Here is a 24,423-nt window from a genome sequence, read left to right on the forward strand (position 1 = left end):
TGATTTCTTAGATATAAATGGAGGCTGCCGCAGAAATGCGGCAGCCTTTTTTGAAAGAATGGAGGAAGCGCGTGAATCTGACGGACAGTGTGAATGCCGTGCGCGGCGTCGGCGTCAAGAAGGCGGCTCTCTTGGCGCGGCTCGGCGTACGGACGGTGTACGACCTCCTAACGTTCTATCCGCGTGCCTATGAGGATCAGAGCCGCATCACGTGCATCATGGAGCTCGCGGCAGGGACGCGCGCGACCGTGCAAGGCGTGATTCAGCAGGTGGTGGAGCGGCAGACGCGGCGACGCGGCTTTACCGTCCTTACGGCCCTCGTTGGTGATGGGACAGGGTATGCGCAGGCGGTCTGGTTCAATCAGCGCTTTTTGAAAGGTAAGCTGCGCGCAGGACAGCGCATTCTCCTCACGGGGAAGGTGGATTATGCCTATGGCGGAGGCGGGCAGATGGCATTCTCGCCCGTCACATCCTTTGCTTTGCTCGGATCGCAGGAGGACGCCACGGCGCATCTCGGTATTCTGCCGGTCTATGCGGCGACGGAGGGTCTGACCCAGAAACAGCTGCGGCAGATGACGGCGGATGTGCTCGCACATGCGGGCGAGGCGCTGATGGAGACTCTGCCGGAGCAGATTCGGGCGGAGTATCATCTGATTGGGCGCGCAGCGGCATTTCGTCAGATTCACTTTCCAAAGGATACGGAGGAGCTCGCAGCGGCACGGCGGCGGCTCGCCTTTGAGGAGCTCTACCTCATCCAGTGCGGGCTGCTCGTGCTCAAAAAACAGACGGCGGAGCACGAGGAGGGGATTGCCCACCGGGCGAACGGTGCGCTCATTGCGCGTGTACGCGATGCGCTTCCCTTTGCCCTGACCGAGGATCAGGAGAAGGTCTGGGCGGAGATCTCGCGCGATATGGAGGCTCCGCTGCCCATGCGCCGCCTCGTACAGGGGGACGTTGGCTCGGGCAAGACGGCGATTGCGCTCCTTGCCCTCGTCAAGACAGTGGAGAGCGGCTGTCAGGGCGCGCTGATGGCACCGACGGAGATTCTTGCGCGCCAGCACTATGACGGCCTGCGGGAGCTCCTGACGCCGCTCGGCATCCGCGTGGGCTTCCTCTCGGGGCGGCTCACAAAGAAGGAGCATACGGAGGTGCTGTCCGCTCTCGCCGCACATGAGATCGACATCATCATCGGAACGCACGCGCTGATTCAGGAAGGGGTGGCGTTTGACAGCCTCGGACTCGTGGTGACGGATGAGCAGCATCGTTTCGGCGTGGCACAGCGCTCCGCGCTCGAAAAAAAGAGCGGCGTCGTGCCCGATGTCCTCGTCATGACGGCGACGCCAATCCCGCGGACGATGACGCTGACGGTCTACGGCGATCTGGATGTCTCGCGCATCGAGCATCTGCCGCCGGGACGACAGCCCATCCGTACATTCCTGCGCGATGAGACGGCGCGGGCGAAGATCTACGCCTTCGTCCGCCGCGAGATCGAGCGTGGGCGGCAGGCGTATGTCGTCTGTCCCCTCATCGAGGCAAACGAGGAGAGCGATCTGCCGTCGGCAGAGGAGGTTTACGCGGAACTCTCACGCGGCTCTTTTTGCGGCATCCGCTGCGGGCTTGTCCATGGACGCCTGAAGGCAGCAGATAAGGAGGCGGTGATGCGCGGCTTCTACGCAGGGGAGATCAAGCTGCTCGTGGCGACGACCGTGATCGAGGTGGGCGTTAATGTGCCGAACGCGACGGTTCTCGTGGTCGAGCACGCGGAGCGGTTCGGGCTGGCACAGCTGCATCAGCTGCGTGGCCGTGTGGGGCGCGGCAGTGATGCGTCCTACTGCATCCTCATTGCGGGACGGCAGGTAGCAGGGGCGGAGCGGCTGCGCGTGATTGAGGAGACGAGCGACGGCTTTCGTCTGGCGGAGGAGGATCTGCGGCTGCGTGGCCCGGGGCAGTTCTTCGGGGCGATGCAGCATGGGCTGGGCGATTTGAAGATCGCCGACGTGCTCGCTGACATGGATTTGCTTCTCCTCGCGCGGCGTGCCGCACTGGCAACCGTCGATGATCCTGCGGCACTCGATTTTGTCCGTCCGGCACTCCTGCAGCAGTATCGCGAGCAGTTTGAGCACATACGGGAGGTATGAGTGTATTCCTTGACAGCGGTGGATTCTCTGCGATAGAATAGGACAGATGATAACATAGGAGGGGATTGCCTTGACAAATGTTTTGGTCAATGGTGCCTGCGGACGCATGGGACGCGCAGTGCTGAAAGCCGTGATCGAGGATCCGGAGCTGACGCTTGTCGGTGCGGTGGACATCAATGCGTGCGGCGACAGCGGCGAACTCGCAGGGCTGACGAAGAACGGCGTGCTCGTGGAGACCGACCTCGCGGCAGCACTCGACCGCCTGCATCCGGACGTGATGATCGACTTCACACGCCCCGATGTCGTCTATCAGAATGTGCTGCTGGCACTCACGCATAAAGTGTCACCCGTGGTTGGGACGACGGGCATCTCGGAGGAGCAGCAGCGGGAGATCAAGGCGGCGGCAGAGAAGAATGATACGCCGGCGTTTATCGCACCGAACTTTGCCATCGGCGCGGTGCTGATGATGCTGATGAGCCGCATGGCGGCGAAATACATGCCCGAGGTGGAGATCATCGAACTGCACCACGACAACAAGCTCGATGCACCCTCAGGCACAGCCGTGCGGACGGCGGAGATGATCGCCGAGATGCGCGAGGCGCATGAGCAGGGGCATCCTTGCGAGAAGGAGACGCTCGACGGTGCGCGCGGCGCGGACTTTGAGGGCATGCACATCCACAGCGTACGCCTGCCGGGCTATGTCGCACATCAGGAGGTCATCTTCGGCGGGCTCGGGCAGACCCTCACGATCCGCCACGACTCGATCAACCGTGAGTCGTTCATGCCGGGCGTCGTGCTCGCCGCGAAGAAGGTGCGCTCACTCACGTCGCTCACGGTCGGATTGGATAAGCTGCTGTAAGGGGAAGAATATGAAGAAATATCGTGTCGCAATACTCGGCGCAACGGGCGCGGTCGGACAGGAATTCCTGACACTCATCGAGGAGCGAAAGTTCCCGTTCTCGGAGCTGCGGCTGCTCGCGTCCAGCCGCTCCGCAGGGAAGAAAATCGCGTTTATGGGCAAGGAGTACACGGTGCAGGAGACGACGCCGGACTCCTTTGAGGGAATTGACATCGCGCTCTTTGCGGGCGGTGCGGCAAGCAAGGAGTTTGCTCCCCACGCCGTCAAGGCAGGGGCGATCGTCATCGACAACTCGAGTGCCTTCCGCATGGACCCGGAGGTGCCGCTCGTCGTTCCCGAGGTCAACCCCGAGGCCATCAAGGCGCATAAGGGCATCATCGCGAACCCGAACTGCTCGACCATCATCATGGTCATGGCGCTGAAGCCGCTCTACGATATCGCGAAGATCCGCCGCATCGTCGTGTCGACCTATCAGGCGGTCTCCGGTGCGGGCAAGGAGGGCATGGCGGAGCTCGAGGAGCAGGTGGCAGCCCTCGCCTCCGGCAAAGAGCCCGTGGCAAAGGTTCTGCCCGTCGGCAAACTGCCGAAGCATTATCAGATCGCGTTCAACCTCATCCCGCAGATCGACGTCTTCAAGGACAACCTCTACACCAAAGAGGAAATGAAGATGATCGACGAGACAAAGAAGATCATGAGCGACGACCGTATGCGCATCACGGCGACGACGGTGCGCGTACCCGTCTACCGCAGCCACGCCGAGTCCGTCAACGTCGAGTTTGAGGACAAGGTGACGCTTGAGGCGGCGCGTGCGGCGATTGCGGCGTTTCCGGGCATCATCCTGCGCGACAACCCCGCAGAGCAGGAGTATCCGATGCCGCTCTTCACCTCGAACAAGTATGATGTGGAGATCGGCCGTCTGCGTTACGATGAGTCGCAGGAGAATACGCTGAACTTCTGGATCTGCGGCGACCAGATCCGCAAGGGCGCGGCACTCAATGCACTCCAGATCGCAGAGTACATGATCGCACACGATCTCGTTTGAACGACAGCATAAAAAGGACTTGCTTCCAGTAGGAGGTAAGTCCTTTTTTATGTTTGTCTCATCTCCGAGAAATGGAAAGAAAGTCTTGTATATTAGGGCTTACAGAAGATTTCATCCATTGTATACCAAGAAAACCGAATGTGTGTTTTCTTGAAAAAAATGCTCGTTTTTGCTATAACTGTAGATAAAAGTGGTGAATTGTGGTGAATTGTGTCATATAGTGGCGATAGAATCCTGAAAGGTGGTGCGGCTGGATGTTCATGGGGGAGTATACCCACAGCATTGATGCCAAGGGCCGCGTCATCCTGCCTGCCGATTTTCGACAGGAACTCGGAGTCTCGTTCATCATCACCAAGGGCCTTGACGGCAGCCTGTTTCTCTTTCCTCAGGCAGCGTGGGATGAGTTCACGGCGAAGCTGCGGACGCTCTCGATTGCCGATCCGAATGCCCGCGCTTTTGTGCGCTTTTTTATCGCGGGGGCGCGGACGCTCGAATGTGATAAACAGGGGCGCTTCCTCGTGCCTGCCAATCTGCGTGACTATGCGGACATCGGGCTGAAGCAGGATGTGATCCTCACGGGCGCGGATACGCGCATCGAGGTCTGGGCGAAGGAGAAGTGGGCACGATATGCAGGTGAGGTCGATCCGAACATCACGGAGATCTCGACGCAGCTGGCGGGCTACGGGATTACGATATGACAGAATTTCACCATGTGAGCGTCCTGCCGGAGGAGGCAGTGGCCGCGCTGAACGTCGTCCCCGGCGGCATCTATGTGGATGCGACGCTCGGCGGCGCGGGGCATGCACAGCGTATTGCCGCGCAGCTGTCGGAGCAGGGCCGCCTGATCGGCATCGATCAGGACGAGACGGCGATTGCCGCCGCGCGTGAGCGGCTGGCGGATGTCCGCTGTCAGGTCTCCCTCGTGCGGGATAACTTTCGCCATCTCACCGCGATCCTCGCGGCAGAGGGCGTTTCCTCCGTGGACGGCGCGCTCTTTGACCTCGGCGTGTCGTCGCCGCAGATCGATACGCCGGAGCGCGGCTTCTCCTATATGCAGGACGCACCGCTCGATATGCGCATGGATCAGAGAGCGCGGCGCAGTGCGTACGATGTGGTCAATACCTATACGGCGGAGCGGCTCACGGAGATTTTCTACACCTATGGAGAGGAACGCTGGGCAAAGCGCATTGCTTCCTTTATTGAAAAGGAGCGCCAGACGCATCCCATCACGACGACAGGAGACCTCGTTGCCGTGATTGACCGCGCTGTACCGAAGGAGGTGCGCGCGCGCGGCGGACATCCCGCCAAGCGAGTGTTTCAGGCACTCCGCATTGAGGTCAACGATGAACTCGGGATTTTGGAGGGGGCGCTGACAGCTGCCGTAGATGCCCTGAGGATAGGGGGACGGCTCGCGGTCATCACCTTTCACTCCCTCGAGGATCGCATCGTAAAGAATACACTGCGGCGGCTGGCACAGGGCTGCATCTGTCCGCCGCATACGCCGATCTGTGTCTGCGGGCATACGCCCGAGGTGCGGCTCATCGGTAAGGCGCGTGCGGCGAGTGCCGCCGAGTGCCGTGTGAATACGCGCGCGCGCAGTGCAAAGCTGCGTGTGGCAGAAAAGATCAAGCGATAGGAGGGAGCGCACATGTTGGCGCAGAAAGAAGAGTATCTCAGTCATGAGCCCGCGTCGGCTCCGACGGAGATGATGGAGCCCCCGAAGGAACCGCTGATTCGTCATGAACTGAATACGAATCTGCGGAACTGCCTGCGCGCCATTTTCTTCCTCATCGCATTCGGCGCCATGGTGGTGACGCTGCTCGGCGGCATCGGTGCACAGAGCGGCTACACCCTCCTCGAGACGCGCCAGAAAGCAGACCAACTGGAGCAGGAGAACGAGCGGCTCAAGATCGAGATCGCTCAGCTGAAATCGCCGTCGCGCATCGAGTCGATTGCTGTCGACCGGCTCGGAATGCGCGTGCCGCGCAATACGTATTTTTCGCATGAAGGGGAATGAGGTTCTATGACGAAGCGTTTGGAGGAACTCGCCGCACTCCTGCCGGGAGCGCGCATCGTGGGGGATGCGCAGACGGAGATTACGTCCATTGAGCGTGATTCGCGCAGGGCGAGGGAGGGCACACTCTTTGCCTGCATCGTCGGCGCGCACGTCGACGCACACAGCTTCATACCGGATGTGGCGCGGGCAGGAGCCCGCGCTGTTTTGACAGAGCGGGCCTCGGTGGATGTTCCCGTAGGGGTCGCCGTCCTCTACGTGCCGAATTTGGAGAAGGCGTTGGACACGATCGTCCCGTTCTTCTATGATTACCCGGCGTGTGCCATGCGTGTCGTCGGCATCACGGGGACGAACGGTAAGACGACGACGAGCTATCTCGTGCGCGCCATCCTGCGCCACGCGGGGCATCGTGTCGGGCTGATCGGGACGATCCAGGCGATGATCGAGGACGAGGTACTGCCGACGTCGAATACGACGCCTGACATCATCGTGCTTCAGCAGATGCTTGCCGAAATGCGCACGCGCGGCATGGATACGGTCGTCATGGAGGTATCCTCTCATGCGCTTGCACTCGGGCGCGTGGCAGGAATTGAGTTCGATACGGCGGTCTTTACGAATCTGACGCAAGATCATCTTGACTTCCATAAAACCATGGAGAACTATGCGCGCGCCAAGGCGCATCTCTTTGAGCTCGTGTCCGCCCCCGGTGCGAAGGAGGGCAAGACGGCAGTGTTGAACGCTGACGATGCGGCATCCGAGACGATGCGCGCCTATACGCGCTGCCCGATCATCACCTATGGCGTTGACCATCCGGCCGATCTGACGGCACAGGATGTGCAGCTCGCGTGCGACGGCATGGAGCTGACGCTGATGCATGGCGGGAAACGCCTCTTTCACCTGCATACGGGTATCACGGGGCTGTTCAACGTGCACAATGTGCTCGCTGCCGTCGGTGCGAGCCTCGCCGAGCAAGTGGCAGCGACGGATATTGCCGCCGCACTCACGGCGTTTACGGGTGTGCCGGGACGGTTTGAGCTCGTGCGCGAGGGGCAGGATTTCGCTGTGATCGTGGACTATGCGCATACACCGGACGGGATGGAGAACGTCCTGCGCACGGCACGCGCGGTGACGAAGGGGCACATCATCGCCGTCTTTGGCTGCGGCGGCGACCGTGATCGGACGAAACGCCCCATCATGGGACGTATCGGTGCGGAGATGGCGGATATCGCCATTCTGACCTCGGACAATCCGCGCACGGAAGATCCCGCCGCGATTGTGGATGAGGTGGAGCGCGGCGTGCTCCCTGTGATTGGGGATAAACCGTACGAAAAGATCGTGGACCGCCGTACGGCGATCTTCCATGCCATAGGGCGCGCACAGGCGGGGGATACGGTTGTCATCCTCGGCAAGGGACATGAGACCTATCAGATTCTAAAGGACGGAACGATTCACTTCGACGACCGAGAGCAGGCGCGTGAGGCGATAAGGAGCAGGGCATGAGAAACGGACTGACATGGGACGAGATTTGCACGGCGACGGGGGCGTCTGTTCGTCGTGGGGGCGTCGCAGGGGATACGGTTCTGCCCATTACGACGGACACGCGCAAGGTCGTGGCGGGCGATCTCTTTGTCGCGCTGCGTGGGGAGCACTTTGACGGCACGGCGTTTGCGGCAGAGGCACTTGAACGCGGTGCAGCGGCGGTTCTCGTCGATCAGAAGACACCTGCGGCCGCACTGACGGCGCTCGATACGGCGCGCGGCGGCGTCCTCGTGGCAGAGGATACGCTCCGCGCCTATCAGGACATCGCGCACGCATGGCGCGTGAAGTTCGACATCCCCGTCGTTGCGATTACGGGCTCGAACGGCAAGACTACGACGAAGGATCTCACGGCGGCGGTGCTCTCGGGGCGCGGCAAGGTCTGCCGTACGGCGGCAAACTACAACAATGAGGTCGGCCTGCCGCTGACCCTGCTCGGCATCACGCCGGAGGATACGGCGGCGGTCGTTGAGATCGGGATGCGTGGGATGGGGCAGATCGCAGCGCTCGCGCCGATCACCGCACCCTCGATCGGCATTGTAACGAATGTATGCGAGGTGCACATGGAGCTCCTCGGCTCGATCGAGAACATTGCCAAGGCAAAGGCGGAGCTGGTGACGGCGATTCCCGCCGGCGGCACAGTGATCCTCAACGCTGACGACCCACGTGTCGCGGCAATGCGCAGCAGTGCGGCGGATGGGGTGCGCGTCATGACGTATGGCATTTCCGCTGCTGCGGATGTGCGTGCCGAGGCACTGCAGTGCATGGCAGACGGCTCGCGCTTCATGGTGACATGGGACGGCGAGCGTCATGAATACGCCATTCCTCTGCCGGGACGGCATAATGTCAGCAACGCGCTGGCGGCGCTCGCGGCGGGCTTTGTCCTCGGCATGACGCCACAGGAGATGCAGGTGGGACTGACCCACCTCACGGCGGAGAAGATGCGCTATGAGGTGCATCAGGTCGGCGCGTGGACACTGATCAACGACGCCTACAACGCCAGCCCCTCCTCGATGCGCGCGTCACTTGAGACGACAGCGGCACTCTACCCCGGGCGGCGCATTGCCGTGCTCGGGGATATGCTCGAGCTCGGCGCAGCGGCGGAGAAGGCACATCGTGACGTGGGCAGACGGGCGGCGGAGCTGGGGTTTGCCATGGTCGTGACCTATGGCAAACAGGCGCAGTGGACGCATGAGGCAGCAGAGGCGGCAGGCTGCCCGGCCTGTTATCATGCCGCCTCCCATGCCGATGCGGCGGCCTATCTGCGCAGCCATCTCATGGACGGCGACACCGTCCTCTTTAAGGGCTCGCGCGGGATGCGCATGGAGCAGATCATCGCTGCATTGACGGGGGAGGGAGCGCACTGATGGAAGCCCTCCTCGAATCCCTGAGCCCACAGCTGCGTCTCCTGCTGTCCGCTGTGACGGCACTCGCCATCGTGCTCTTCAGCGGTGTGTATTTTCTGCCGCTCCTGCACCGCCTGAAATACGGGCAGAGCATCCGCGAGGAGGGGCCCGCGAGCCATCAGCAGAAGAGCGGCACGCCGACGATGGGCGGCGTGATGATCGTGCTCGCCGTGACCGCGGCAACGCTGCTCTTCGCACCGCTCACGGTGACGACGCTGCTCGCGCTCTTCATCTTTCTCGGGCATTTCCTGCTCGGCTTTGCGGACGACTACATCAAGGTGGTCAAGAAGCGCAACCTCGGGCTGCGCGCCTATCAGAAGCTGCTCGGACAGCTCGGTATCGCCCTTGTCACCATCCTCATTGGGCGACATCTCCTCGGGCATGATACGAGCGTCTGGGTGCCCGTCCTCGGAACGTCGCTCGATATCGGCGCATGGTACTACGTCCTCGTCGTCTTCGTCCTCGTGGGCACGTCGAACGCAGTCAACCTGACGGATGGTCTCGATGGTCTGGCGGCGGGAACCGTGGCGGTCGCCGCACTCTTTTATGCAATGCTCCTCTATGGGACGGACAGCAGCCTGATGGCGTTTTCCGCCGCAATAATAGGTGCATGCGTCGGCTTTTTATGGTATAATCATCATCCGGCACGCATCTTTATGGGCGACACGGGCTCGCTCGCCCTCGGCGGTGCGCTTGCAGGCATAGCGATTCTCTCGCGGACGGAGGCACTCCTGCCCATCGTGGGCATCATCTTCGTCTGTGAGGCACTCTCCGTCATCCTGCAGGTCGCATCGTTCAAGACGCGCGGCAAGCGGATCTTCCGCATGAGCCCGATTCATCATCACTTCGAGCTCGGCGGCTGGCGCGAAACACGCGTGGTCTATACGTTCTGGGGCGTTGGTGCCCTCGGCGCATTGCTCGCGTGGGTACTTGTGCTCGTGTCGTAGCGCTCTGCGCTACGCAAACTTTTGAATGATTTACCAAGGGAGATATCGGGAATTGTCCTATCATAATCAGTCGGCACTCGTCATCGGCGCGGGTATCAGTGGATTTGCGGCGGCAAAGTATCTGGCGGCTCAGGGCGCACGGGTGGTGCTCTCGGACGCAAAGGACGAGACGGACGCCGAACGCGATCCGCTCACCCAGCAGCATATTGAGGATTTAAGGGCGCAGGGCATCACCTGCGTCTTTGGTGCACAAAGGGAAGAACTGCTCGGCGGGGTGGATCTCCTCGTCCTTTCCCCTGCCGTGCCCGAGCGCATCCCCCTCGTACAGGCGGCGCGCGCGCGCGGCATCCGCGTCACGACCGAGGTGGAGCTGGCGGGCGAGATCGCCCGTGCGCCGATCTGCGCCATCACGGGGACGAACGGCAAGACGACGACGACGACCCTGCTCGGCGAGCTTCTGCACGCGCATTTTCCTGTGGTCGGCGTGGGCGGCAACATCGGCGTTCCACTCATCGACGTGGCACAGAAGACGCCAGCCGAGGGAGCAATTGCCGCTGAGATCTCAAGCTATCAGATGGAAGCGACCACGCATTTTCATGCACACATTGTCGCGGAGCTGAACATCACGCCGGATCACATCGTGCGCCATGGCTCGATGGAGGTCTATCAGGCGATGAAGGAAAAGCTCTTCGCCGCGCAGACGGCGGAGGACTATCTCGTACTGAACGCCGATGATCCGCACACGCGCGGCATGGCAGAGCGCGCGGCGGGGCGCGTCTGCCTGTTCAGCCGCAGGGAGGAACTGGCGGAGGGGGCGTGCGTCCGTGCGGACGGCATGATCGTCATTCGCTGGGACGGTGCGGAGCACGTCCTGATTCCCGCCGATGAACTGGGCATCCCCGGTGCGCATAACGTGGAAAACGTACTCGCGGCGTCGGCGATGGCGCTCTTTGCCGGAGTGACGCCCGCGGAAATGCGCCCCGTTCTGCGCGCCTTCAAGGGCGTTGAGCACCGCATCGAGTTTGTGCGCGCACTCGCGGGGGTCAGCTACTACAACGACTCGAAGGCGACGAATACGGACTCCGCGATCAAGGCACTTGAGGCGTTCGACGGACACATCATCCTCATCGCGGGCGGCGACGACAAGCTGACCGATCTGGGGGAGTTTATGGAGCTTGTGCACGCGCGCGTCGATGAGCTGATCCTCGTCGGTGATGCGGCAGAGCGGTTTGCGGCGGCGGCACGGGATGCGGGCATTCCGGAGGAACAGATCCACTGTGTCGGCTATCACATGGAGAAGGCCGTGCATTTGGCGCGCGAGCTCGCAGTGGAGGGGCAGATCGTCCTCCTCTCGCCTGCCTGTGCGAGCTTTGATATGTATGGCGGCTACGAGGAGCGCGGGCGCGATTTCAAGAGGCTTGTGAACGAACTATGAACATCATCGTATCGGGCGGCGGCACGGGCGGTCACATCTACCCTGCACTCACGATTATCCGCGCGATCCAGCGGCGTGAGCCGTCGGCACGCATCCTCTACGTCGGTACGCCGCACGGCTTGGAGGCGGACATCGTGCCGCGCGAGGGGCTGAACTTCATCGCCGTTGATCTCGCAGGCTTCGAGCGGCATCTCTCGTTCGAGAATGTGCTGCGGGCATGGCGTGCTGTGCGTGCCGTTGCGCGGGCGCGCGGCATCGTGCACGGCTTTCATCCCGATATCGCCATCGGGACGGGCGGCTATGTCGCGGGGCCAATTCTCCTCGCGGCGAGTCTCGCAGGCGTCCCGACGCTCGTGCAGGAGCAGAACGCCGTGGCGGGCGTGACGAACCGCATCCTCTCCCGTTTTGCGACGGCGATCGCCGTCGGGATGGAGGATGCGCGGCGCGTCTTTCCGGCGGAAAAGACCTACGTCACGGGCAATCCCATCCGCCCCGAGGTGCTCACGGCGACGCGGGCGGAGGGTGCGGCGGCGTTTGGTTTTGACGCCTCGAAGAAAACAGTGCTCGTCTCGGGCGGCAGCCGTGGGGCACGCACGATCAACCGTGCCATGGTCGAGGTGATCTGCCGCGCGGCGCAGCAGACAGAGGTGCAGTACCTCCACGTCACGGGTGCGGAGGAGTACGAGGACACGTGCGCGCGCATCCGCGATGCGGGCGTCGATGTATCGCAGTATCCACATCTGCGCGTTGTGCCGTATCTCTACAATATGCCGCAGGCGATGGCGATGGCGGATGTTGCCGTCTTTCGTGCGGGGGCGACAGGGCTGGCGGAACTCGCGGCACGGGGGGTGCCCGCGATCCTCATCCCGTATCCGTATGCGGCGGAGAATCATCAGGAGAAGAATGCACGCGCCATGGAGACGGCGGGCGCAGCTGAGGTGATCCTCAACCGCAGCCTCGACGGCACAGTGCTTGCAGCGGCGCTCGATCGCCTGCTGGCAGACGACGCACGCAGGGATGCGATGGCGGCGGCAATGAAACGCCTCGGAAAACCAGAGGCGGCGGAGGAAATTGCAGCACTCGCGCTGCGTATCGGGAAAAGAGAAGGGTGAAGGCGTTGCTCAAGGAATTGAAGGGGATTCAGAAGATTCATTTTGTTGGAATCGGCGGGGCGGGGATGAGCCCCTTGGCAAAGATCCTCCTCCAGCTCGGCTACACGGTATCCGGCTCGGACACGGGCGACTCTCCGCTCATCGGCGAGCTTGCCCGTCTCGGTGCGCATGTGTGGACGGATGGTCAGCATGCGGAACACGTGCGCGGAGCAGATGCCATTGTCGTCTCCACGGCGATCCCGTACGATAATCCTGAGGTGATTGCGGCATGGGATCTGCGCATCCCCAAGCTCCATCGTTCGGACATCAATGCGGCACTCGTCAACGAGTACGACGGTATCGCCGTCGCGGGCTCGCACGGCAAGACGACGACGACCTCCATGATCGGTGTGACTCTCGATCACGTCGGCGCATCGCCGACCATCATCGTCGGCGGTGAGGTGCCCGACCTCGGGACGAATGCGAAGCTCGGCACGAGCCGCTACCTCGTCTCGGAGGCGGATGAGAGCGACGGCTCCTTCCTCAAGCTGCGCCCGCATATCGCCGTTGTGACCAACGTCGAGGACGACCACATGGATCACTACGGCACGATGGAGAAGATCATCGCGGCGTTCCGTCAGTTCATCGAGCAGGTGGATACGGACGGTGCGGCGGTGCTCTGCTTTGAAAATGCAAATCTGAGGAATATTGCGCGTGAGACAAAGCGCTGTGTCGTTTCCTATGCCATTGACTATGAGGCGGACTATCGTGCATCGGACATCGAGACGCGTGGCTCTGTGATCTCGTTTACCGTTCATGAGCACGGGACGGAGATGGGGCGCGTGCTGCTCAATATTCCGGGGCGCCACAACGTCCTCAACGCACTCGCCTGTATCGCCGTTGCGCGCCTCGCGGGTGTGGAGTTCCCTGCGATTTGTGACGCACTCGCCCAGTTCCACGGTGCGAAGCGTCGCTTCCAGACGAAGGGAAAGGAGCGCGGCGTCTGGGTCGTGGACGACTATGCGCATCATCCGACGGAGATCGCCGTCACCCTTGCGGCAGCACGGCAGACGAACCCCGAGCGGCTTATCTGCGTCTTTCAGCCGCATCGCTACTCGCGGACACAGCTCCTGCGCGCGGAGTTTGGAAAATGCTTTGCGGATGCCGACCTGCTTCTGATCACGGATGTCTATGCGGCAGGAGAGACACCGATTCCGGGCATCAGCGGTGAGACCGTGATGGAGGAAGTCGTGCGTCAGACGGGACAGGACGTTGTCTACCTGCCGGACCGTGCGGATCTCGAACGCTATCTCGCCCAGCAGGTGCGTGCGGGCGACCTCGTCATCACGATGGGCGCGGGCAACATCCTCGAGGTCGGTGAGACACTCGTCGCGCAGCTGCGCGCAGGAACAGCGGGGACGGCAGGTATCGCGGAGTCGGATGCGCATCCGATCGTCGTCGTCATGGGCGGCCCCTCCTCCGAGGCAGAGGTCTCGCGCCGCTCGGGTGCTGCCATCCTGCAGGCACTCTGCGCCAAGGGCTATCCCGCCGTCGGCATGGAGCTGAACCCCGCGACCTTCGCCGAGGAGATTCAGGCACTCCATCCCGCGATTGTGTTCAACGCCCTTCATGGAAAATACGGCGAGGACGGCATCCTGCAGGGCACGCTCGACATGCTCGGCATTCCGTATACGGGCTCGGGTGTGCGCGCCGCCGCGCTGACTATGGATAAAATCATGGCAAAGCGCGTACTGGCGGCCGAGGACATCCCAACGCCACGCTGCATGAGCTTCTATGCGAGCGAGCGCACGGCGGATACGCCGCGTGAGATACGGACTGCATTCTCCCTGCCGCTCGTCGTCAAGGCACCGGAGCAGGGGTCGAGCATCGGCGTCTACATCGTCACGCGGGACGAGGAGCTCTCGCCAGCGCTCGATGCGGCGTTCTCCTACGGGGATGAGGTGCTCGTCGAGGAGTTCATCGAGGGGCGAGAGCTGACCGTCGCTGTCTGGGGTACTCCAGCCGCGGCAGAGGTCATGCCCGTCATCGAGATCCGGTCTGTTTCGGGGCGCTATGACTACGACAGTAAGTATACCCCGGGGGCATCGACACATATCGTCCCGGCACCGCTCTCCGATGCGTGCCGCAGCGAAGTCGAGCAACTGGCACGCCGTGCGTACGCCGCCTGTGGCTGCAGCGGTCTCGCGCGCGTTGATCTCCTGCTGAGCGCAGAGAATCGTCCCTACGTCATTGAGCTGAACGCCGTACCGGGCATGACAGAGACCTCGCTTGTCCCAGATGCGGCGCGTGCGCTCGGCATCGAGTTCCCCGAGCTGTGCGAAAGGATCCTCGCGTTGGCGGGGTATCGGCGATGAGCTCTCGTCGCATCCTGCGCGGGGCGTTCTACCTCCTGTGTGCGAGCGGCATCATTGCCGTCCTCGTGTACTCGCCGCTCTTCACCTTTCAGCAGCTCGTCGTCCATGGAAACGTGCATCTCGATGAGAATGAGCTCTGTGAGATCGCACGGATCCACTACGGGCAGCGGCTCTTTGAGCTAAAGACCGACGAGATGACGACAAACCTCCTGCGCGACCTGCGCATCGAGTCCGCCGTCGTCCGCCGCCAGCTGCCGCACAAGATCGAGATGGACATCGTCGAGCGCATTCCCGTCGCGACGGTCGCCTGTGACTACGGCTATCTCGACTTTGACCGACAGGGCAAGGTGATTGCGAGCTATCGCTCGCTCAAGGGCGCGGACATCCCAATCATCACAGGTGTCAAGCTGCGCGACCTCTACATCGGCGACGACAACAACGACCCGCAGGTCGCACAGGCGATCAGCTTCCTCGCGCGCATCGACCCCGCAGACATCGGCGAGATCTCGGAGGTCAGCCTCAGAAATCCGGACGCCGTCGTCGCCTATACCAAGACGGCGCTCCCCATCCGCCTCGGGCAGCTGACGGGGATCCCGGACAAGGCGGCACTGACACAGGACTTCCTGCGCGACCAGAAAACCACACGGCATACCGTTGAGTATGTGGATTTCAGCTATGATGCGCCGTTCATCAAGCTGGCAGACAAAACAGCAGAGGGAAAATAAATGGAACAATTCCGGCGCGGCGGGTGGCTCATCGCCCTCGTCTGTGTATTGATTGGATTTATGGTCGCCGTACAGTTTCGTACGGCACAGGACGCGAAGGGGAGCCTCTCTCAGCAGCGCATCGAGGAGATCTCCGACCGCCTGCTCCAGACCGAGCACGAGCGCGACGAGCTGAGTGAGGAACTGCACAAAATGCAGACGGCGGCGGTGAGTACGGACAATCAGCAGGATAAGGATCTCCTGCGCTATCGCGCGGCACTTGTGCCACTTGAGGGCGAGGGCGTGGTCGTGCGCATGGACGACAGCACGAAGCCCGTCAAGGCGGGGGAGAACCCGAATCTCTATGTCATCCATGACGACGACCTTCTGCGCGTCGTCAACGAGCTGCGCGCCGCAGGCGCAGAGGCCATCGCCATCAATGGACAGCGCCTGACGGGGACCTCCGAAATCCGCTGTGCGGGGCCGACCCTCTCCGTGAACAATGTGCGCTCGTCCGCACCGTTTGAGATCCGCGCCATCGGCGATAAGAAGTCTCTTGAAAATGCTCTGCGCATGCGCGGCGGCGTGGCGGAGACACTCGGCGTCTGGGGCATCCAGCTCGACATCAAGGCGAGCGACGATGTCTATATCCCACCGTACCGCGGCAGCATACGGCAGTCCTATGCCCGTGAGGCGGCAGAGCGTGAGGAGGAAAGCAAATGATCTACATCGTCATCGTCAGCGTTCTCCTCGGGCTCGTGATCGGCTACAGCAGCCCGCTTGTCATTCCCGTTGCGTATTCGAAGATCTTCTCCGTCGCCCTCGTCGCCGCCCTCGACGCTGCCTTCGGCGGACTGCGCGCCGTCGTCTCCGAGCGGTTCGATAAGCGTGTCTTTGTGACGGGATTCTTCTCGAACACCCTGCTCGCGGCGGCACTCGTTTTTATCGGCGACCGCCTCGGCATCGACCTGTACTACGTCGCCCTGCTTGCGTTTGGCTTCCGCATGTTCAAGAACCTCGCCATGCTGCGCCGCTATCTCCTGCGCGACTATCGCGGCGGCGGACACAAGTCCATGCTGCGCAATCCATGAATGCAGAGCGCATTCACATCGGTTTGCAAAAATTTTTCTACACTATAGAAATGTAGCGGATTTCATGGTAAAATATACGAGGAGAAATACTGTCTATTGATAGATTCTGTAATAAATCCTACATGGAGGCTGAGACTGTGTTCGAAATGGATGATAACTTTGAAGAGCTTGCAAAGATCATCGTCATCGGCGTCGGCGGCGGCGGCGGAAACGCCGTCAACAACATGATCGACTCCGGGCTGCAGGGCGTTGAATTTGTGGCGATCAATACGGATTCGCAGGCGCTGCTCCAATCCAAGGCGGCCACCCGTATCCAGATCGGCGAGAAACGTACGCGCGGACTCGGTGCAGGTGCGCGCCCAGAGATCGGCGAGGCAGCGGCGACAGAAAGCCGCGAGCAGATCCTAGAGGCACTGCGCGGTGCGGATATGGTCTTTATCACGGCTGGTATGGGCGGCGGCACGGGAACGGGCGCAGCTCCCGTCGTGGCGGAGTGCGCGCGTGAACTCGGCGCACTGACCGTCGCCGTTGTGACGCGTCCCTTCTCCTATGAGGGAATGACGCGTGCGCGCAACGCAGACTCGGGCATCGAGAACCTGCAGCAGCACGTTGATACCATCATCACCATCCCGAACGACCGCCTGATGAAGATCATCGACAAGAGCACGCCCGTCACCGAGGCATTCAGCAAGGTGGATAACGTCCTCTGGCAGGGCGTCAAGGGCATCACCGACCTCATTACGAATCAGGGCGTCGTCAACCTCGACTTTGCCGACGTGCATACGACCATGGCAAACGGCGGTGCTGCGATCATGGGCATCGGCGAGGCGCGCGGCGAGGGTGCATCCGTTGCGGCAGCAAAGGCGGCGATCGAGTCGCCGCTCCTTGAGACCAGCATCGAAGGCGCGACCTCTGTCATCCTCAACTTTACGGGATCGAAGAACCTCAGCATGTTCGAGGTCAACGAGGCGTCTGAGTGGCTCAACAGCATGATTACGAATGCGGCAAACGGCCGTCAGGCGAACATCATCTGGGGTATCGGTGTCGATGACAGCTTGGAGGACAGCGTCCGCGTCACCGTTGTCGCGACGGGCTTCGGCGCGAGCGCGGGGAGCGCACCCGGTACCGCTGCGGCACAGGAAGAGACGACGACGGGCATCTCCGAGGACTGGATCCGCATGCCGGGGCTCGGCAGTGCATCGAGTACGCCAAAGGAGCCCGCGCGTCCCGCACAGCCGCAGGCACAGGCGCGTCCCGCCGCTGCGATCGTTCCGCCCTCTGGCGGACAGCAGAGCCGCATGAACGTCGTTGAACCGAACAGCGGTGCAGGCGGCACGGACATCATCGACATTCCCGCATGGATGCGCAAACGGTGAGCAGAGAACCGTCGCACAGAGGGATTGCGTAGTAAAACCAGATACAATTCACGATAGAGAAAAGAGGCTGTTGCACGAAACAAACGTGCAGCAGCCTCAATTTTGTGCAAAAAGCACAGAAGCCAGTGTCTTCAAACACCGGCTTCTGACGTAAAATATGTGTATGCAACAAATGACGCAGACTTCCTCATTAGAGGAGTGCCAGATAATTTGGTTGATCGTCCTTTGCAATGTTTAGTGCATCCATTGCGACCTCGGCAGTAACCCCCATTCGCTGAATGAGACTTTTGATGTTCTTTAGGCGCTCCGTTTCTGCCCCCTGAACTTCTCCGTCTTTTCGTATTTCTTCCATTATCTTACACATAGCTGCAACCCCCTTTTCGTCTTCTTTGAAAAAGCGTACGCGCTCGGCGAGTACATCGCTGTACATATCATTTGGATCACTGCAAAAGAAGTCGTGCATGAGACGCCCCAGCGAGCTTTCGTTCTGGCACTCTCCATTGACATAGAAAAGTGACCAATATTTAAGGGGCTGTTGCACGAAACAAATGTGCAGCAGCCCCTTCTATAACTGTCTAACTCTCCAAATCCGGCCGCAGTTCCGCCGCTGCACGCAGGTAGATATGATGGATGTCGCTCTGCGGCAGATCCGTGTTGACGAGGAGGAGGATGCGGATGCAGCGCGGGAGGCTACCCTCGATGGCGCACTGGCGCGCGTCAAAAAGGGGAACGAGGTCGAATCCGCGGATGCGGCGCACGCCCGCCGTGGGGAATGCCGCCGTGAGATCCTCGGTGACGCTGAAGATGGCAGCACCGATGTCAGCGGGGGTGATATTGTTCGTGCGCAGAATCTCCGTGACGAGTTCCTGTGCCGCCTGCCAGATTTCTTCCTTTTCGTTGCGCCCAACGGTAATGGCGCCGCGTATGCCGCGCATAGCTCTACACTCCCTTGTGAATGTCCCAGATGAGCCGCAGGCTCAGGATGAATGCGATGAGATAGCCGAGAATGCCGAGGAGGGGGATGCCGCCGATCTGCGGCTGCATATTCGTGGTGCAGATCGTGCTCGATGCGATGAGGAGTGCCGCACAGAGGAGCGAGATGATGAGTTTGTTGATCATCTTATCGAGACGCTGTACAGGCTCCTCTGATCCCGTGAGGTCGATGTTGAGCTTCGTCTGCCCGCCCATGGTCATCTTGAGGAGGTCGGCGAGCTGCTCCGGGATCTGCACGGATTTGCGCAGGAGCATGATGCCCTCCTGCCGTGCCTTTGAGAGCCCCTCGCGCCACGTCATGCCCTGCACAATCCCAAGGGAAAGGCTGCGCGCAAAGATCTCAAGGAAGCTGACCTCAGGCGCGCAGCGGCGCATGACAATCTCAACGGTCATGACACCGCGTGCAAACATAGCAAGTCCGCTCGGACAGCCAATGTGATGCATCCGCAGGATGCCGAGAATCTGATTCGTCAGAACGCCCATGTGTACGTCGGTAAAGTCGAGCGAGCCGTACTGCTCCATCATGACATCGATGTCCTGATAGAGCTGCGCGTGGTCGATGCGTCCCTTGACGATCCCGAGGGCGAGGATGGCTGCCTTCATCTCGAAGGTATCGTGCGTGGCGAGTGCCATGATCGCGCGCCGCAGAGCCGTGCGGTCACGGTTGCTGAGACGCCCCATCATGCCGAGGTCGAGCCAGACGATGTTGCCGTTGCGGATGCGGATGTTGCCGGGATGCGGATCTCCGTGGAAAAATCCATCCTCGATGATCTGTTTGGCGTAGTTCTCGCCGAGCCGCCGCCCGACCTGAGTGACGTTGACTCCTGCGGCGTGGAGAGTATCCGTCTGGTCGAGCGGGATGCCGTCAATATACTCCATGACGAGAATGTGCTGCGTTGAGAGATCGCGCAGGACGCGCGGGCATGAGACGAAGGGATTATCGCAATTGAGATGCGTAAATTCCTCGATATGGCTCGCCTCGATGAGAAAGTCCATCTCCTGCTTGGCGATATTCCACATCTCGTCCATCAGCGTGCGAAAGTCCACGACATCGTCGCTGCTGACGAGACGGATGAGAGTGGCGGCACGCTTCATGAGCGTGAGGTCAGTACGCATGATCTCGTGGATGCCGGGACGCTGCACCTTGATGACGACCTCCTCACCCGAGGCGAGTGTGGCGCGGTGTGCCTGCGCGATGCTGGCAGAGCCGAGCGGCGTGCTGTCGATCGTGCGAAAGACCTTGTTCCAGTCGCGATTGTACTCCTGCTCGACGATGGAGAGGATGATGGGGAAGGCAAGAGGACGTGCTGCCGTCTGGAGCTTCATCAGCTCATCGCAGTACTCCGTCGGCAGAAAGTCAGGGCGCATGCTCATGATCTGGCCAAACTTGACAAATGTGGGGCCGAGATCCTCGAAGATGGCGCGCAATTTCTCCGGTGTAAGGCCGTGGACGATGTCGTGACGGCGCAGTACCGTTACCATTTCACGCAGCCGCAGTGCGGCGTTTTTGTTTTCGGTGCCTTGCAGCAGTGCGCCGAGCATCATCTCACCTCCCCCCGTATGGGTTCATATACCTGACGATCATGCCCGCATGATCCAGCATCTCGTCACTTACTTTGCCGCTTTGTACTTCTCCGCGAGCTGCTGCTTTACCGTCTCGTTGCTCAAGTACTCGTCGTAGGTCGAGATGCGGTCCACGACGCCGACGGGCGTGATCTCGATGATGCGGTTCGCGACCGTCTGCGTGAACTCATGGTCGCGCGAGGCAAAGAGAATCGTGCCCGAGAAGGAGATCAGACCGTTGTTGAGGGCGGTGATCGACTCGAGGTCGAGATGGTCGGTCGGCTCGTCGAAGATGAGCACATTCGCGCCCGAGAGCATCATGCGCGAGAGCATGCAGCGGACGCGCTCGCCGCCCGAGAGCACCTCGGCACGCTTCTGGCTCTCCTCACCCGAGAAGAGCATCCGTCCGAGGAAGCCACGCACGAATGTCTCGTCCGGATCCTTGGAGTACTGGCGCAGCCAGTCCACGAGGTTGAGCTTTACGCCGTCAAAGTAGTCAGAGTTATCTGAGGGAAGGTAGGCCTGCGTCGTTGTGACGCCCCATTTGAACGTGCCCTCGTCCGCTTCCTCCTCGCCCATGAGGATCTTAAACAGCATTGTCTTTGCCGCACCGTTTGGCCCGACGAAGGCGACCTTGTCACCCTTCTTGAGGGTGAAGCTGACATTTTTTAGCAGCTGACGGCCGTCCAGCTCTTTGGAAAGCCCCTCGACGGTGAGCAGCTGATCGCCCGCCTCGCGGTCGGGGGTAAAGGCAATGTACGGATAGCGGCGTGCCGACGGCTTGATGTCGTCGAGTGTGATGCGCTCAAGCAGCTTCTTGCGCGAGGTCGCCTGACGGGACTTTGCGGCATTTGCGGCAAAGCGTTGGATGAAGGTCTGGAGTTCCTTGATCTTCTCTTCCTTCTTCTTGTTCGCATCCTTTGCCATCTGGAGCGCGAGCTGACTGGACTGATACCAGAAGTCATAGTTACCGGCGTAGAGCGAGATCTTGCCAAAGTCCACGTCGCAGATGTAGGTGCAGACCTGATTGAGGAAGTGGCGGTCATGCGAGACGACGATGACCGTGTTCGGGAAGTCCGCGAGGAAGTTCTCGAGCCAGTTGATCGAGGCAACGTCGAGGTGGTTTGTCGGCTCATCGAGCAGGAGGATGTCGGGCGAGCCGAAGAGTGCCTGTGCGAGCAGGACGCGTACCTTTTCCGATGGGGTGAGTTCGTTCATCTTGAGATGATGCTTGTCGTCCGAGACGCCGAGACCGTTCAGCAGCTGTGCCGCCTCCGTCTCTGCGTTCCAGCCGTCGAGCTCGGCGAACTCTGCCTCGAGCTCCGAGGCGCGCATCCCGTCCTCGTCGGAGAAATCGGGCTTCTCGTAAAGTGCATCCTTTTCGTCCATGATCTCCACGAGACGCGCGTGTCCCATGATGACCGTACGCAAGACCTCGACCTCATCGTAGGCATAGTGATCCTGCTGCAGGACGGCGAGACGCTCCCCGGGCGTGATCTCCACGATGCCACTCGTCGGCTCGATGTCGCCTGAGAGCAGCTTGAGGAAGGTCGATTTCCCCGCGCCGTTCGCGCCGATGATGCCGTAGCAATTCCCGGGGGTGAACTTTAGATTGACATCCTTGTAGAGGACACGCTTGCCGAACTGCAGGCTGAGATTGTTGACGGTAATCATCTATCCGTACTCCTTTTCTATTTGCGAAGGATGGCGCGGAACATCGAGAGAATGCTCTGACCGTACGAGTCGCCGGGGACAGCCCAGCGGCCGTTCAGATCCTGCCAGTTGCCGAGCGTACCCGTGCCGTAGACGCTGCGCACGAGGCTGTAGCGCGGGTCAACGACGGGGAATGCCGGCTGACGCGTGGAGGCATAGGCGAGCAGATGCTGAATGTGGGCGCGGACACCGAGCTGCGAGGTGGCAAAATACGCGCCCTTGACCTCCGAGCTCGTCGTTCCCAGTCCGCAGTAATTGTTCTGATCGGGCGTGACCGTACCGCCGTAGCGGAAAAAACCCGTTTCCTTGAGTGCCTGTGCGAATGCGACATCGGGGCGGATGCCCTCGCGCTCCCCCTCCTCATAGTAGTAGGAGACGAGCTCCTTCGGTGAGACCGAGATGGCGGGATAGGGATTCACGCTGAGGAGATAGTCCACGCACTGCTGCTGGCTCGCGAGCGGTGTTCCGATGATCGCCGTATCGTACTCCGAGAGCGTCTTGGGGACGCTGAGTGGCGGATGTTGTTCTGCTTCCTCTGCCTCCTCTGCTTGTCGCATGAGATTGCTGATCCGTGCGCGGAAATCGTCCGTCGACGTGTCCGTGCCGCGCTCCGTGTGCACCTTTGTCGCCGTATTTGGGTCATAGACGCGGCGTGCGTCGGCGCTGTTTGCTGTCAGAATGAAAAGACCAAGGGCTGCGGCGAGTGAGCCGCGCAGAAGAATATCCTTACGCAAGAAAATGTACCTCCCATATTGCGGGCACGCGGAGAGCCTCCGCATACCTTTACGGCAGCCATGGAAAGAGCTGCGACAGAATAAGAATGACCGTCAGCACGATCGTGCTGCGGTGTATGGCATGATGTGCCCCGCCCGCTGCCATGAGCAGCACCCATGTCAAGAGGGCAAGCGTCAGCCCCGTCCGCAGGTCGTAGAACGCGAGGACGAAGACGGCAAGGACGGCGGCATCGCACAGCGTGAGACGTTTTGCGCTCTGCAGCTGCACGAGCGCACGCTGCAGAAGCATGAGCCCCAGCATGGCAAGAGCAAGCGCCGGTGCGGCGGGAAACTCCGCCAGTGCCGCGAGCAGCGGCGCACAGGGGAGCAGCAGGAAAAGCAGCAGAGCCGTCCCCATTGCTGTGGCCGGGATGCCGACGATGCGCCGCTCCTCCGCAGCGGGCAGTGCCGCAGAGATCGGAGCGATACTGAGCGGAAATGCACCGAGGAGACTGCCGATGCCGCTGATGGCAAAGAGCCGTGCGAGCGGCACGTCGGGTTTGGCGGGGGGGCGCTCTCCCTCTGCCGAGAGAACAGCAGCACTCTCCACCGTGAGTGCGATGAGGAGTGTTATGCCGAGGCCGATGGCGGCGGGAACATCGAGTGTGTCCTGTCCTCCTGCCATGAGCGGCAGAGCAAGTTCTGGCTGCAAAAACGGCGCAGCAGGGATTTCCCAGAACCCCTCCGCCCATGTGAGCAGCAGAACGATGCCAATGCCGATGGGCAGAGCCAGCTCTTTTTGCTGCACATAGAGCAGGAGTACGAGGAGGACGCCGACGAGCGTGAAGTACGTCAGCGGGTCGGAGAGCATACCGCCCATCGTGAGTGCCCACGGCGACGGCAGGAGAATGCGTGCCGCCTGCGCCGCCTGCGTCAGCATCCCGAGCGCGAGTGACAGCAGGAGGCCCGTGCGAATCACGGGCGGGAGTGCGTCGATCATGCGCCCCGTGGATGCGGCGCGCATCAGCAGTACACCAATGAGTGATGTGACGGCAGAGACAATGAGTACATCCTGCCATGCAATGCCGCGTGCGATGATCTCCTCGTAGACCAGCCATGCCGTGATGGCAGGGGAGGGGAGGAGAACGCGCGGTGCACCATTGCGTGAGACGATGAGCGTCCCGACCGCAGCAACGAGCACGCCGCCCGTATATGCGCCCGCAAAGGGCATCCCCGTACGCGTGAGCAGTGCTGCCGTCGCAGTGAGCACGAGCACAGCGGCACAGATGAGGACGAACGCACGACAAAGTGCCGCACCAATCCACCCGTACCGCTCGTTCATGTCACTCTCCTACATTACTCAAAACACTTCTATTTTAACACAAAAATAAACGTCGTGCCATAGTCCGCTGTGAAATCTATCTTCC

Annotated in this window: 22 protein-coding genes; 16 read left to right on the forward strand and 6 right to left on the reverse strand. The window is 61.1% G+C overall.

From position 1 onward, the window contains the following. Positions 1–17 precede the first annotated feature (17 nt). The 16 genes from recG (at position 18) to ftsZ (ending at position 18,014) form a co-directional block, all read left to right on the forward strand. On the forward strand, positions 18–2,138 hold the full coding sequence (gene recG / locus ADJ74_RS06805) for an ATP-dependent DNA helicase RecG (protein WP_157040598.1): 2,121 nt from the start codon (positions 18–20) through the stop codon (positions 2,136–2,138). Between the two features lie 70 nt (positions 2,139–2,208). After that, the gene (gene dapB, locus ADJ74_RS06810; RefSeq protein WP_050342958.1) at positions 2,209–2,997 is read left to right on the forward strand and encodes a 4-hydroxy-tetrahydrodipicolinate reductase; all 789 of its coding nucleotides are present in this window, start codon (positions 2,209–2,211) and stop codon (positions 2,995–2,997) included. Positions 2,998–3,007: 10 nt separating this feature from the next. Further along, on the forward strand, positions 3,008–4,039 hold the full coding sequence (locus ADJ74_RS06815) for an aspartate-semialdehyde dehydrogenase (RefSeq protein WP_050342960.1): 1,032 nt from the start codon (positions 3,008–3,010) through the stop codon (positions 4,037–4,039). 254 nt (positions 4,040–4,293) lie between these two features. Further along, complete coding sequence (gene mraZ / locus ADJ74_RS06820) at positions 4,294–4,737, forward strand: division/cell wall cluster transcriptional repressor MraZ (protein WP_009442987.1); 444 nt, start codon at positions 4,294–4,296, stop codon at positions 4,735–4,737. Further along, positions 4,734–5,675, forward strand: a complete 942-nt coding sequence (gene rsmH, locus ADJ74_RS06825) for a 16S rRNA (cytosine(1402)-N(4))-methyltransferase RsmH (RefSeq protein ID WP_050342963.1) — start codon at positions 4,734–4,736, stop codon at positions 5,673–5,675. Before mraZ ends, rsmH begins: the two co-directional genes overlap by 4 nt. A gap of 12 nt (positions 5,676–5,687) precedes the next feature. Further along, positions 5,688–6,056, forward strand: a complete 369-nt coding sequence (locus ADJ74_RS06830) for a cell division protein FtsL (RefSeq protein ID WP_009442985.1) — start codon at positions 5,688–5,690, stop codon at positions 6,054–6,056. Between the two features lie 6 nt (positions 6,057–6,062). Further along, positions 6,063–7,553, forward strand: coding sequence for a UDP-N-acetylmuramoyl-L-alanyl-D-glutamate--2,6-diaminopimelate ligase (locus tag ADJ74_RS06835; RefSeq protein ID WP_050342965.1), 1,491 nt, complete (start codon positions 6,063–6,065; stop codon positions 7,551–7,553). Next, on the forward strand, positions 7,550–8,956 hold the full coding sequence (gene murF, locus ADJ74_RS06840; RefSeq protein ID WP_050342968.1) for a UDP-N-acetylmuramoyl-tripeptide--D-alanyl-D-alanine ligase: 1,407 nt from the start codon (positions 7,550–7,552) through the stop codon (positions 8,954–8,956). Before ADJ74_RS06835 ends, murF begins: the two co-directional genes overlap by 4 nt. Further along, on the forward strand, positions 8,956–9,942 hold the full coding sequence (gene mraY, locus ADJ74_RS06845; protein WP_009442982.1) for a phospho-N-acetylmuramoyl-pentapeptide-transferase: 987 nt from the start codon (positions 8,956–8,958) through the stop codon (positions 9,940–9,942). The genes murF and mraY overlap by 1 nt, the downstream gene beginning before the upstream one ends. 52 nt (positions 9,943–9,994) lie before the next feature. Continuing rightward, positions 9,995–11,377, forward strand: coding sequence for a UDP-N-acetylmuramoyl-L-alanine--D-glutamate ligase (gene murD, locus ADJ74_RS06850; protein ID WP_050342971.1), 1,383 nt, complete (start codon positions 9,995–9,997; stop codon positions 11,375–11,377). Continuing rightward, the gene (gene murG, locus ADJ74_RS06855) at positions 11,374–12,489 is read left to right on the forward strand and encodes an undecaprenyldiphospho-muramoylpentapeptide beta-N-acetylglucosaminyltransferase (protein WP_050342973.1); all 1,116 of its coding nucleotides are present in this window, start codon (positions 11,374–11,376) and stop codon (positions 12,487–12,489) included. Before murD ends, murG begins: the two co-directional genes overlap by 4 nt. A gap of 5 nt (positions 12,490–12,494) precedes the next feature. After that, the gene (murC, locus tag ADJ74_RS06860; RefSeq protein ID WP_050344236.1) at positions 12,495–14,843 is read left to right on the forward strand and encodes a UDP-N-acetylmuramate--L-alanine ligase; all 2,349 of its coding nucleotides are present in this window, start codon (positions 12,495–12,497) and stop codon (positions 14,841–14,843) included. Then, positions 14,840–15,568 carry a cell division protein FtsQ/DivIB gene (locus ADJ74_RS06865; RefSeq protein ID WP_009442978.1) on the forward strand — a complete coding sequence of 243 codons (729 nt, stop codon included), beginning with the start codon at positions 14,840–14,842 and terminating at the stop codon, positions 15,566–15,568. Before murC ends, ADJ74_RS06865 begins: the two co-directional genes overlap by 4 nt. After that, on the forward strand, positions 15,569–16,270 hold the full coding sequence (locus ADJ74_RS06870) for a DUF881 domain-containing protein (protein ID WP_050342975.1): 702 nt from the start codon (positions 15,569–15,571) through the stop codon (positions 16,268–16,270). Then, a complete protein-coding gene (locus ADJ74_RS06875) occupies positions 16,267–16,638 on the forward strand; it encodes a small basic family protein (protein ID WP_009442976.1) in 372 nt (123 codons plus the stop codon). The genes ADJ74_RS06870 and ADJ74_RS06875 overlap by 4 nt, the downstream gene beginning before the upstream one ends. Before the next feature lie 122 nt (positions 16,639–16,760). Continuing rightward, entirely contained in the window at positions 16,761–18,014 is a 1,254-nt protein-coding gene (gene ftsZ / locus ADJ74_RS06880; protein WP_172664521.1) for a cell division protein FtsZ, read from the forward strand. Between the two features lie 190 nt (positions 18,015–18,204). Here the strand turns inward: ftsZ and ADJ74_RS11575 are convergent, their stop codons facing one another. From ADJ74_RS11575 to ADJ74_RS06910, 6 genes are all read right to left on the reverse strand, one after another. After that, positions 18,205–18,378 carry a hypothetical protein gene (locus ADJ74_RS11575; protein ID WP_253271682.1) on the reverse strand — a complete coding sequence of 58 codons (174 nt, stop codon included), beginning with the start codon at positions 18,376–18,378 and terminating at the stop codon, positions 18,205–18,207. 211 nt (positions 18,379–18,589) lie between these two features. Beyond that, positions 18,590–18,949 carry a chorismate mutase gene (gene aroH / locus ADJ74_RS06890; RefSeq protein ID WP_050342980.1) on the reverse strand — a complete coding sequence of 120 codons (360 nt, stop codon included), beginning with the start codon at positions 18,947–18,949 and terminating at the stop codon, positions 18,590–18,592. A gap of 4 nt (positions 18,950–18,953) precedes the next feature. Beyond that, positions 18,954–20,549, reverse strand: a complete 1,596-nt coding sequence (locus tag ADJ74_RS06895; RefSeq protein ID WP_050342982.1) for an AarF/ABC1/UbiB kinase family protein — start codon at positions 20,547–20,549, stop codon at positions 18,954–18,956. Between the two features lie 69 nt (positions 20,550–20,618). Beyond that, complete coding sequence (locus ADJ74_RS06900; protein ID WP_050342984.1) at positions 20,619–22,244, reverse strand: ABC-F family ATP-binding cassette domain-containing protein; 1,626 nt, start codon at positions 22,242–22,244, stop codon at positions 20,619–20,621. A 17-nt stretch (positions 22,245–22,261) separates the two neighbouring features. After that, on the reverse strand, positions 22,262–23,017 hold the full coding sequence (locus tag ADJ74_RS06905) for a glucosaminidase domain-containing protein (protein ID WP_050342986.1): 756 nt from the start codon (positions 23,015–23,017) through the stop codon (positions 22,262–22,264). Between the two features lie 49 nt (positions 23,018–23,066). Then, a complete protein-coding gene (locus ADJ74_RS06910; protein WP_050342988.1) occupies positions 23,067–24,338 on the reverse strand; it encodes a hypothetical protein in 1,272 nt (423 codons plus the stop codon). Positions 24,339–24,423: the final 85 nt, after the last annotated feature.

Origin of the sequence: Selenomonas sp. oral taxon 478 (assembly GCF_001189555.1) — a bacterium.
Lineage (GTDB): Bacteria > Bacillota > Negativicutes > Selenomonadales > Selenomonadaceae > Centipeda > Centipeda felix.

What these genes read in the sequence shown, in the direction of transcription:
- ADJ74_RS06830 (WP_009442985.1), top strand. Translation starts at nt 5,688, where the DNA reads ATGTTGGCGCAGAAAGAAGAGTATCTCAGTCATGAGCCCGCGTCGGCT.
- ftsZ (WP_172664521.1), top strand. Translation starts at nt 16,761, where the DNA reads ATGGAGGCTGAGACTGTGTTCGAAATGGATGATAACTTTGAAGAGCTT.
- recG (WP_157040598.1), top strand. Translation starts at nt 18, where the DNA reads ATGGAGGCTGCCGCAGAAATGCGGCAGCCTTTTTTGAAAGAATGGAGG.
- ADJ74_RS06815 (WP_050342960.1), top strand. Translation starts at nt 3,008, where the DNA reads ATGAAGAAATATCGTGTCGCAATACTCGGCGCAACGGGCGCGGTCGGA.
- aroH (WP_050342980.1), bottom strand. Translation starts at nt 18,949, where the DNA reads ATGCGCGGCATACGCGGCGCCATTACCGTTGGGCGCAACGAAAAGGAA.
- ADJ74_RS06870 (WP_050342975.1), top strand. Translation starts at nt 15,569, where the DNA reads ATGGAACAATTCCGGCGCGGCGGGTGGCTCATCGCCCTCGTCTGTGTA.
- ADJ74_RS06895 (WP_050342982.1), bottom strand. Translation starts at nt 20,549, where the DNA reads ATGCTCGGCGCACTGCTGCAAGGCACCGAAAACAAAAACGCCGCACTG.
- ADJ74_RS06900 (WP_050342984.1), bottom strand. Translation starts at nt 22,244, where the DNA reads ATGATTACCGTCAACAATCTCAGCCTGCAGTTCGGCAAGCGTGTCCTC.
- ADJ74_RS06910 (WP_050342988.1), bottom strand. Translation starts at nt 24,338, where the DNA reads ATGAACGAGCGGTACGGGTGGATTGGTGCGGCACTTTGTCGTGCGTTC.
- ADJ74_RS06875 (WP_009442976.1), top strand. Translation starts at nt 16,267, where the DNA reads ATGATCTACATCGTCATCGTCAGCGTTCTCCTCGGGCTCGTGATCGGC.
- ADJ74_RS06865 (WP_009442978.1), top strand. Translation starts at nt 14,840, where the DNA reads ATGAGCTCTCGTCGCATCCTGCGCGGGGCGTTCTACCTCCTGTGTGCG.
- rsmH (WP_050342963.1), top strand. Translation starts at nt 4,734, where the DNA reads ATGACAGAATTTCACCATGTGAGCGTCCTGCCGGAGGAGGCAGTGGCC.
- murG (WP_050342973.1), top strand. Translation starts at nt 11,374, where the DNA reads ATGAACATCATCGTATCGGGCGGCGGCACGGGCGGTCACATCTACCCT.
- mraY (WP_009442982.1), top strand. Translation starts at nt 8,956, where the DNA reads ATGGAAGCCCTCCTCGAATCCCTGAGCCCACAGCTGCGTCTCCTGCTG.
- mraZ (WP_009442987.1), top strand. Translation starts at nt 4,294, where the DNA reads ATGTTCATGGGGGAGTATACCCACAGCATTGATGCCAAGGGCCGCGTC.
- murF (WP_050342968.1), top strand. Translation starts at nt 7,550, where the DNA reads ATGAGAAACGGACTGACATGGGACGAGATTTGCACGGCGACGGGGGCG.
- ADJ74_RS06835 (WP_050342965.1), top strand. Translation starts at nt 6,063, where the DNA reads ATGACGAAGCGTTTGGAGGAACTCGCCGCACTCCTGCCGGGAGCGCGC.
- ADJ74_RS11575 (WP_253271682.1), bottom strand. Translation starts at nt 18,378, where the DNA reads ATGTGTAAGATAATGGAAGAAATACGAAAAGACGGAGAAGTTCAGGGG.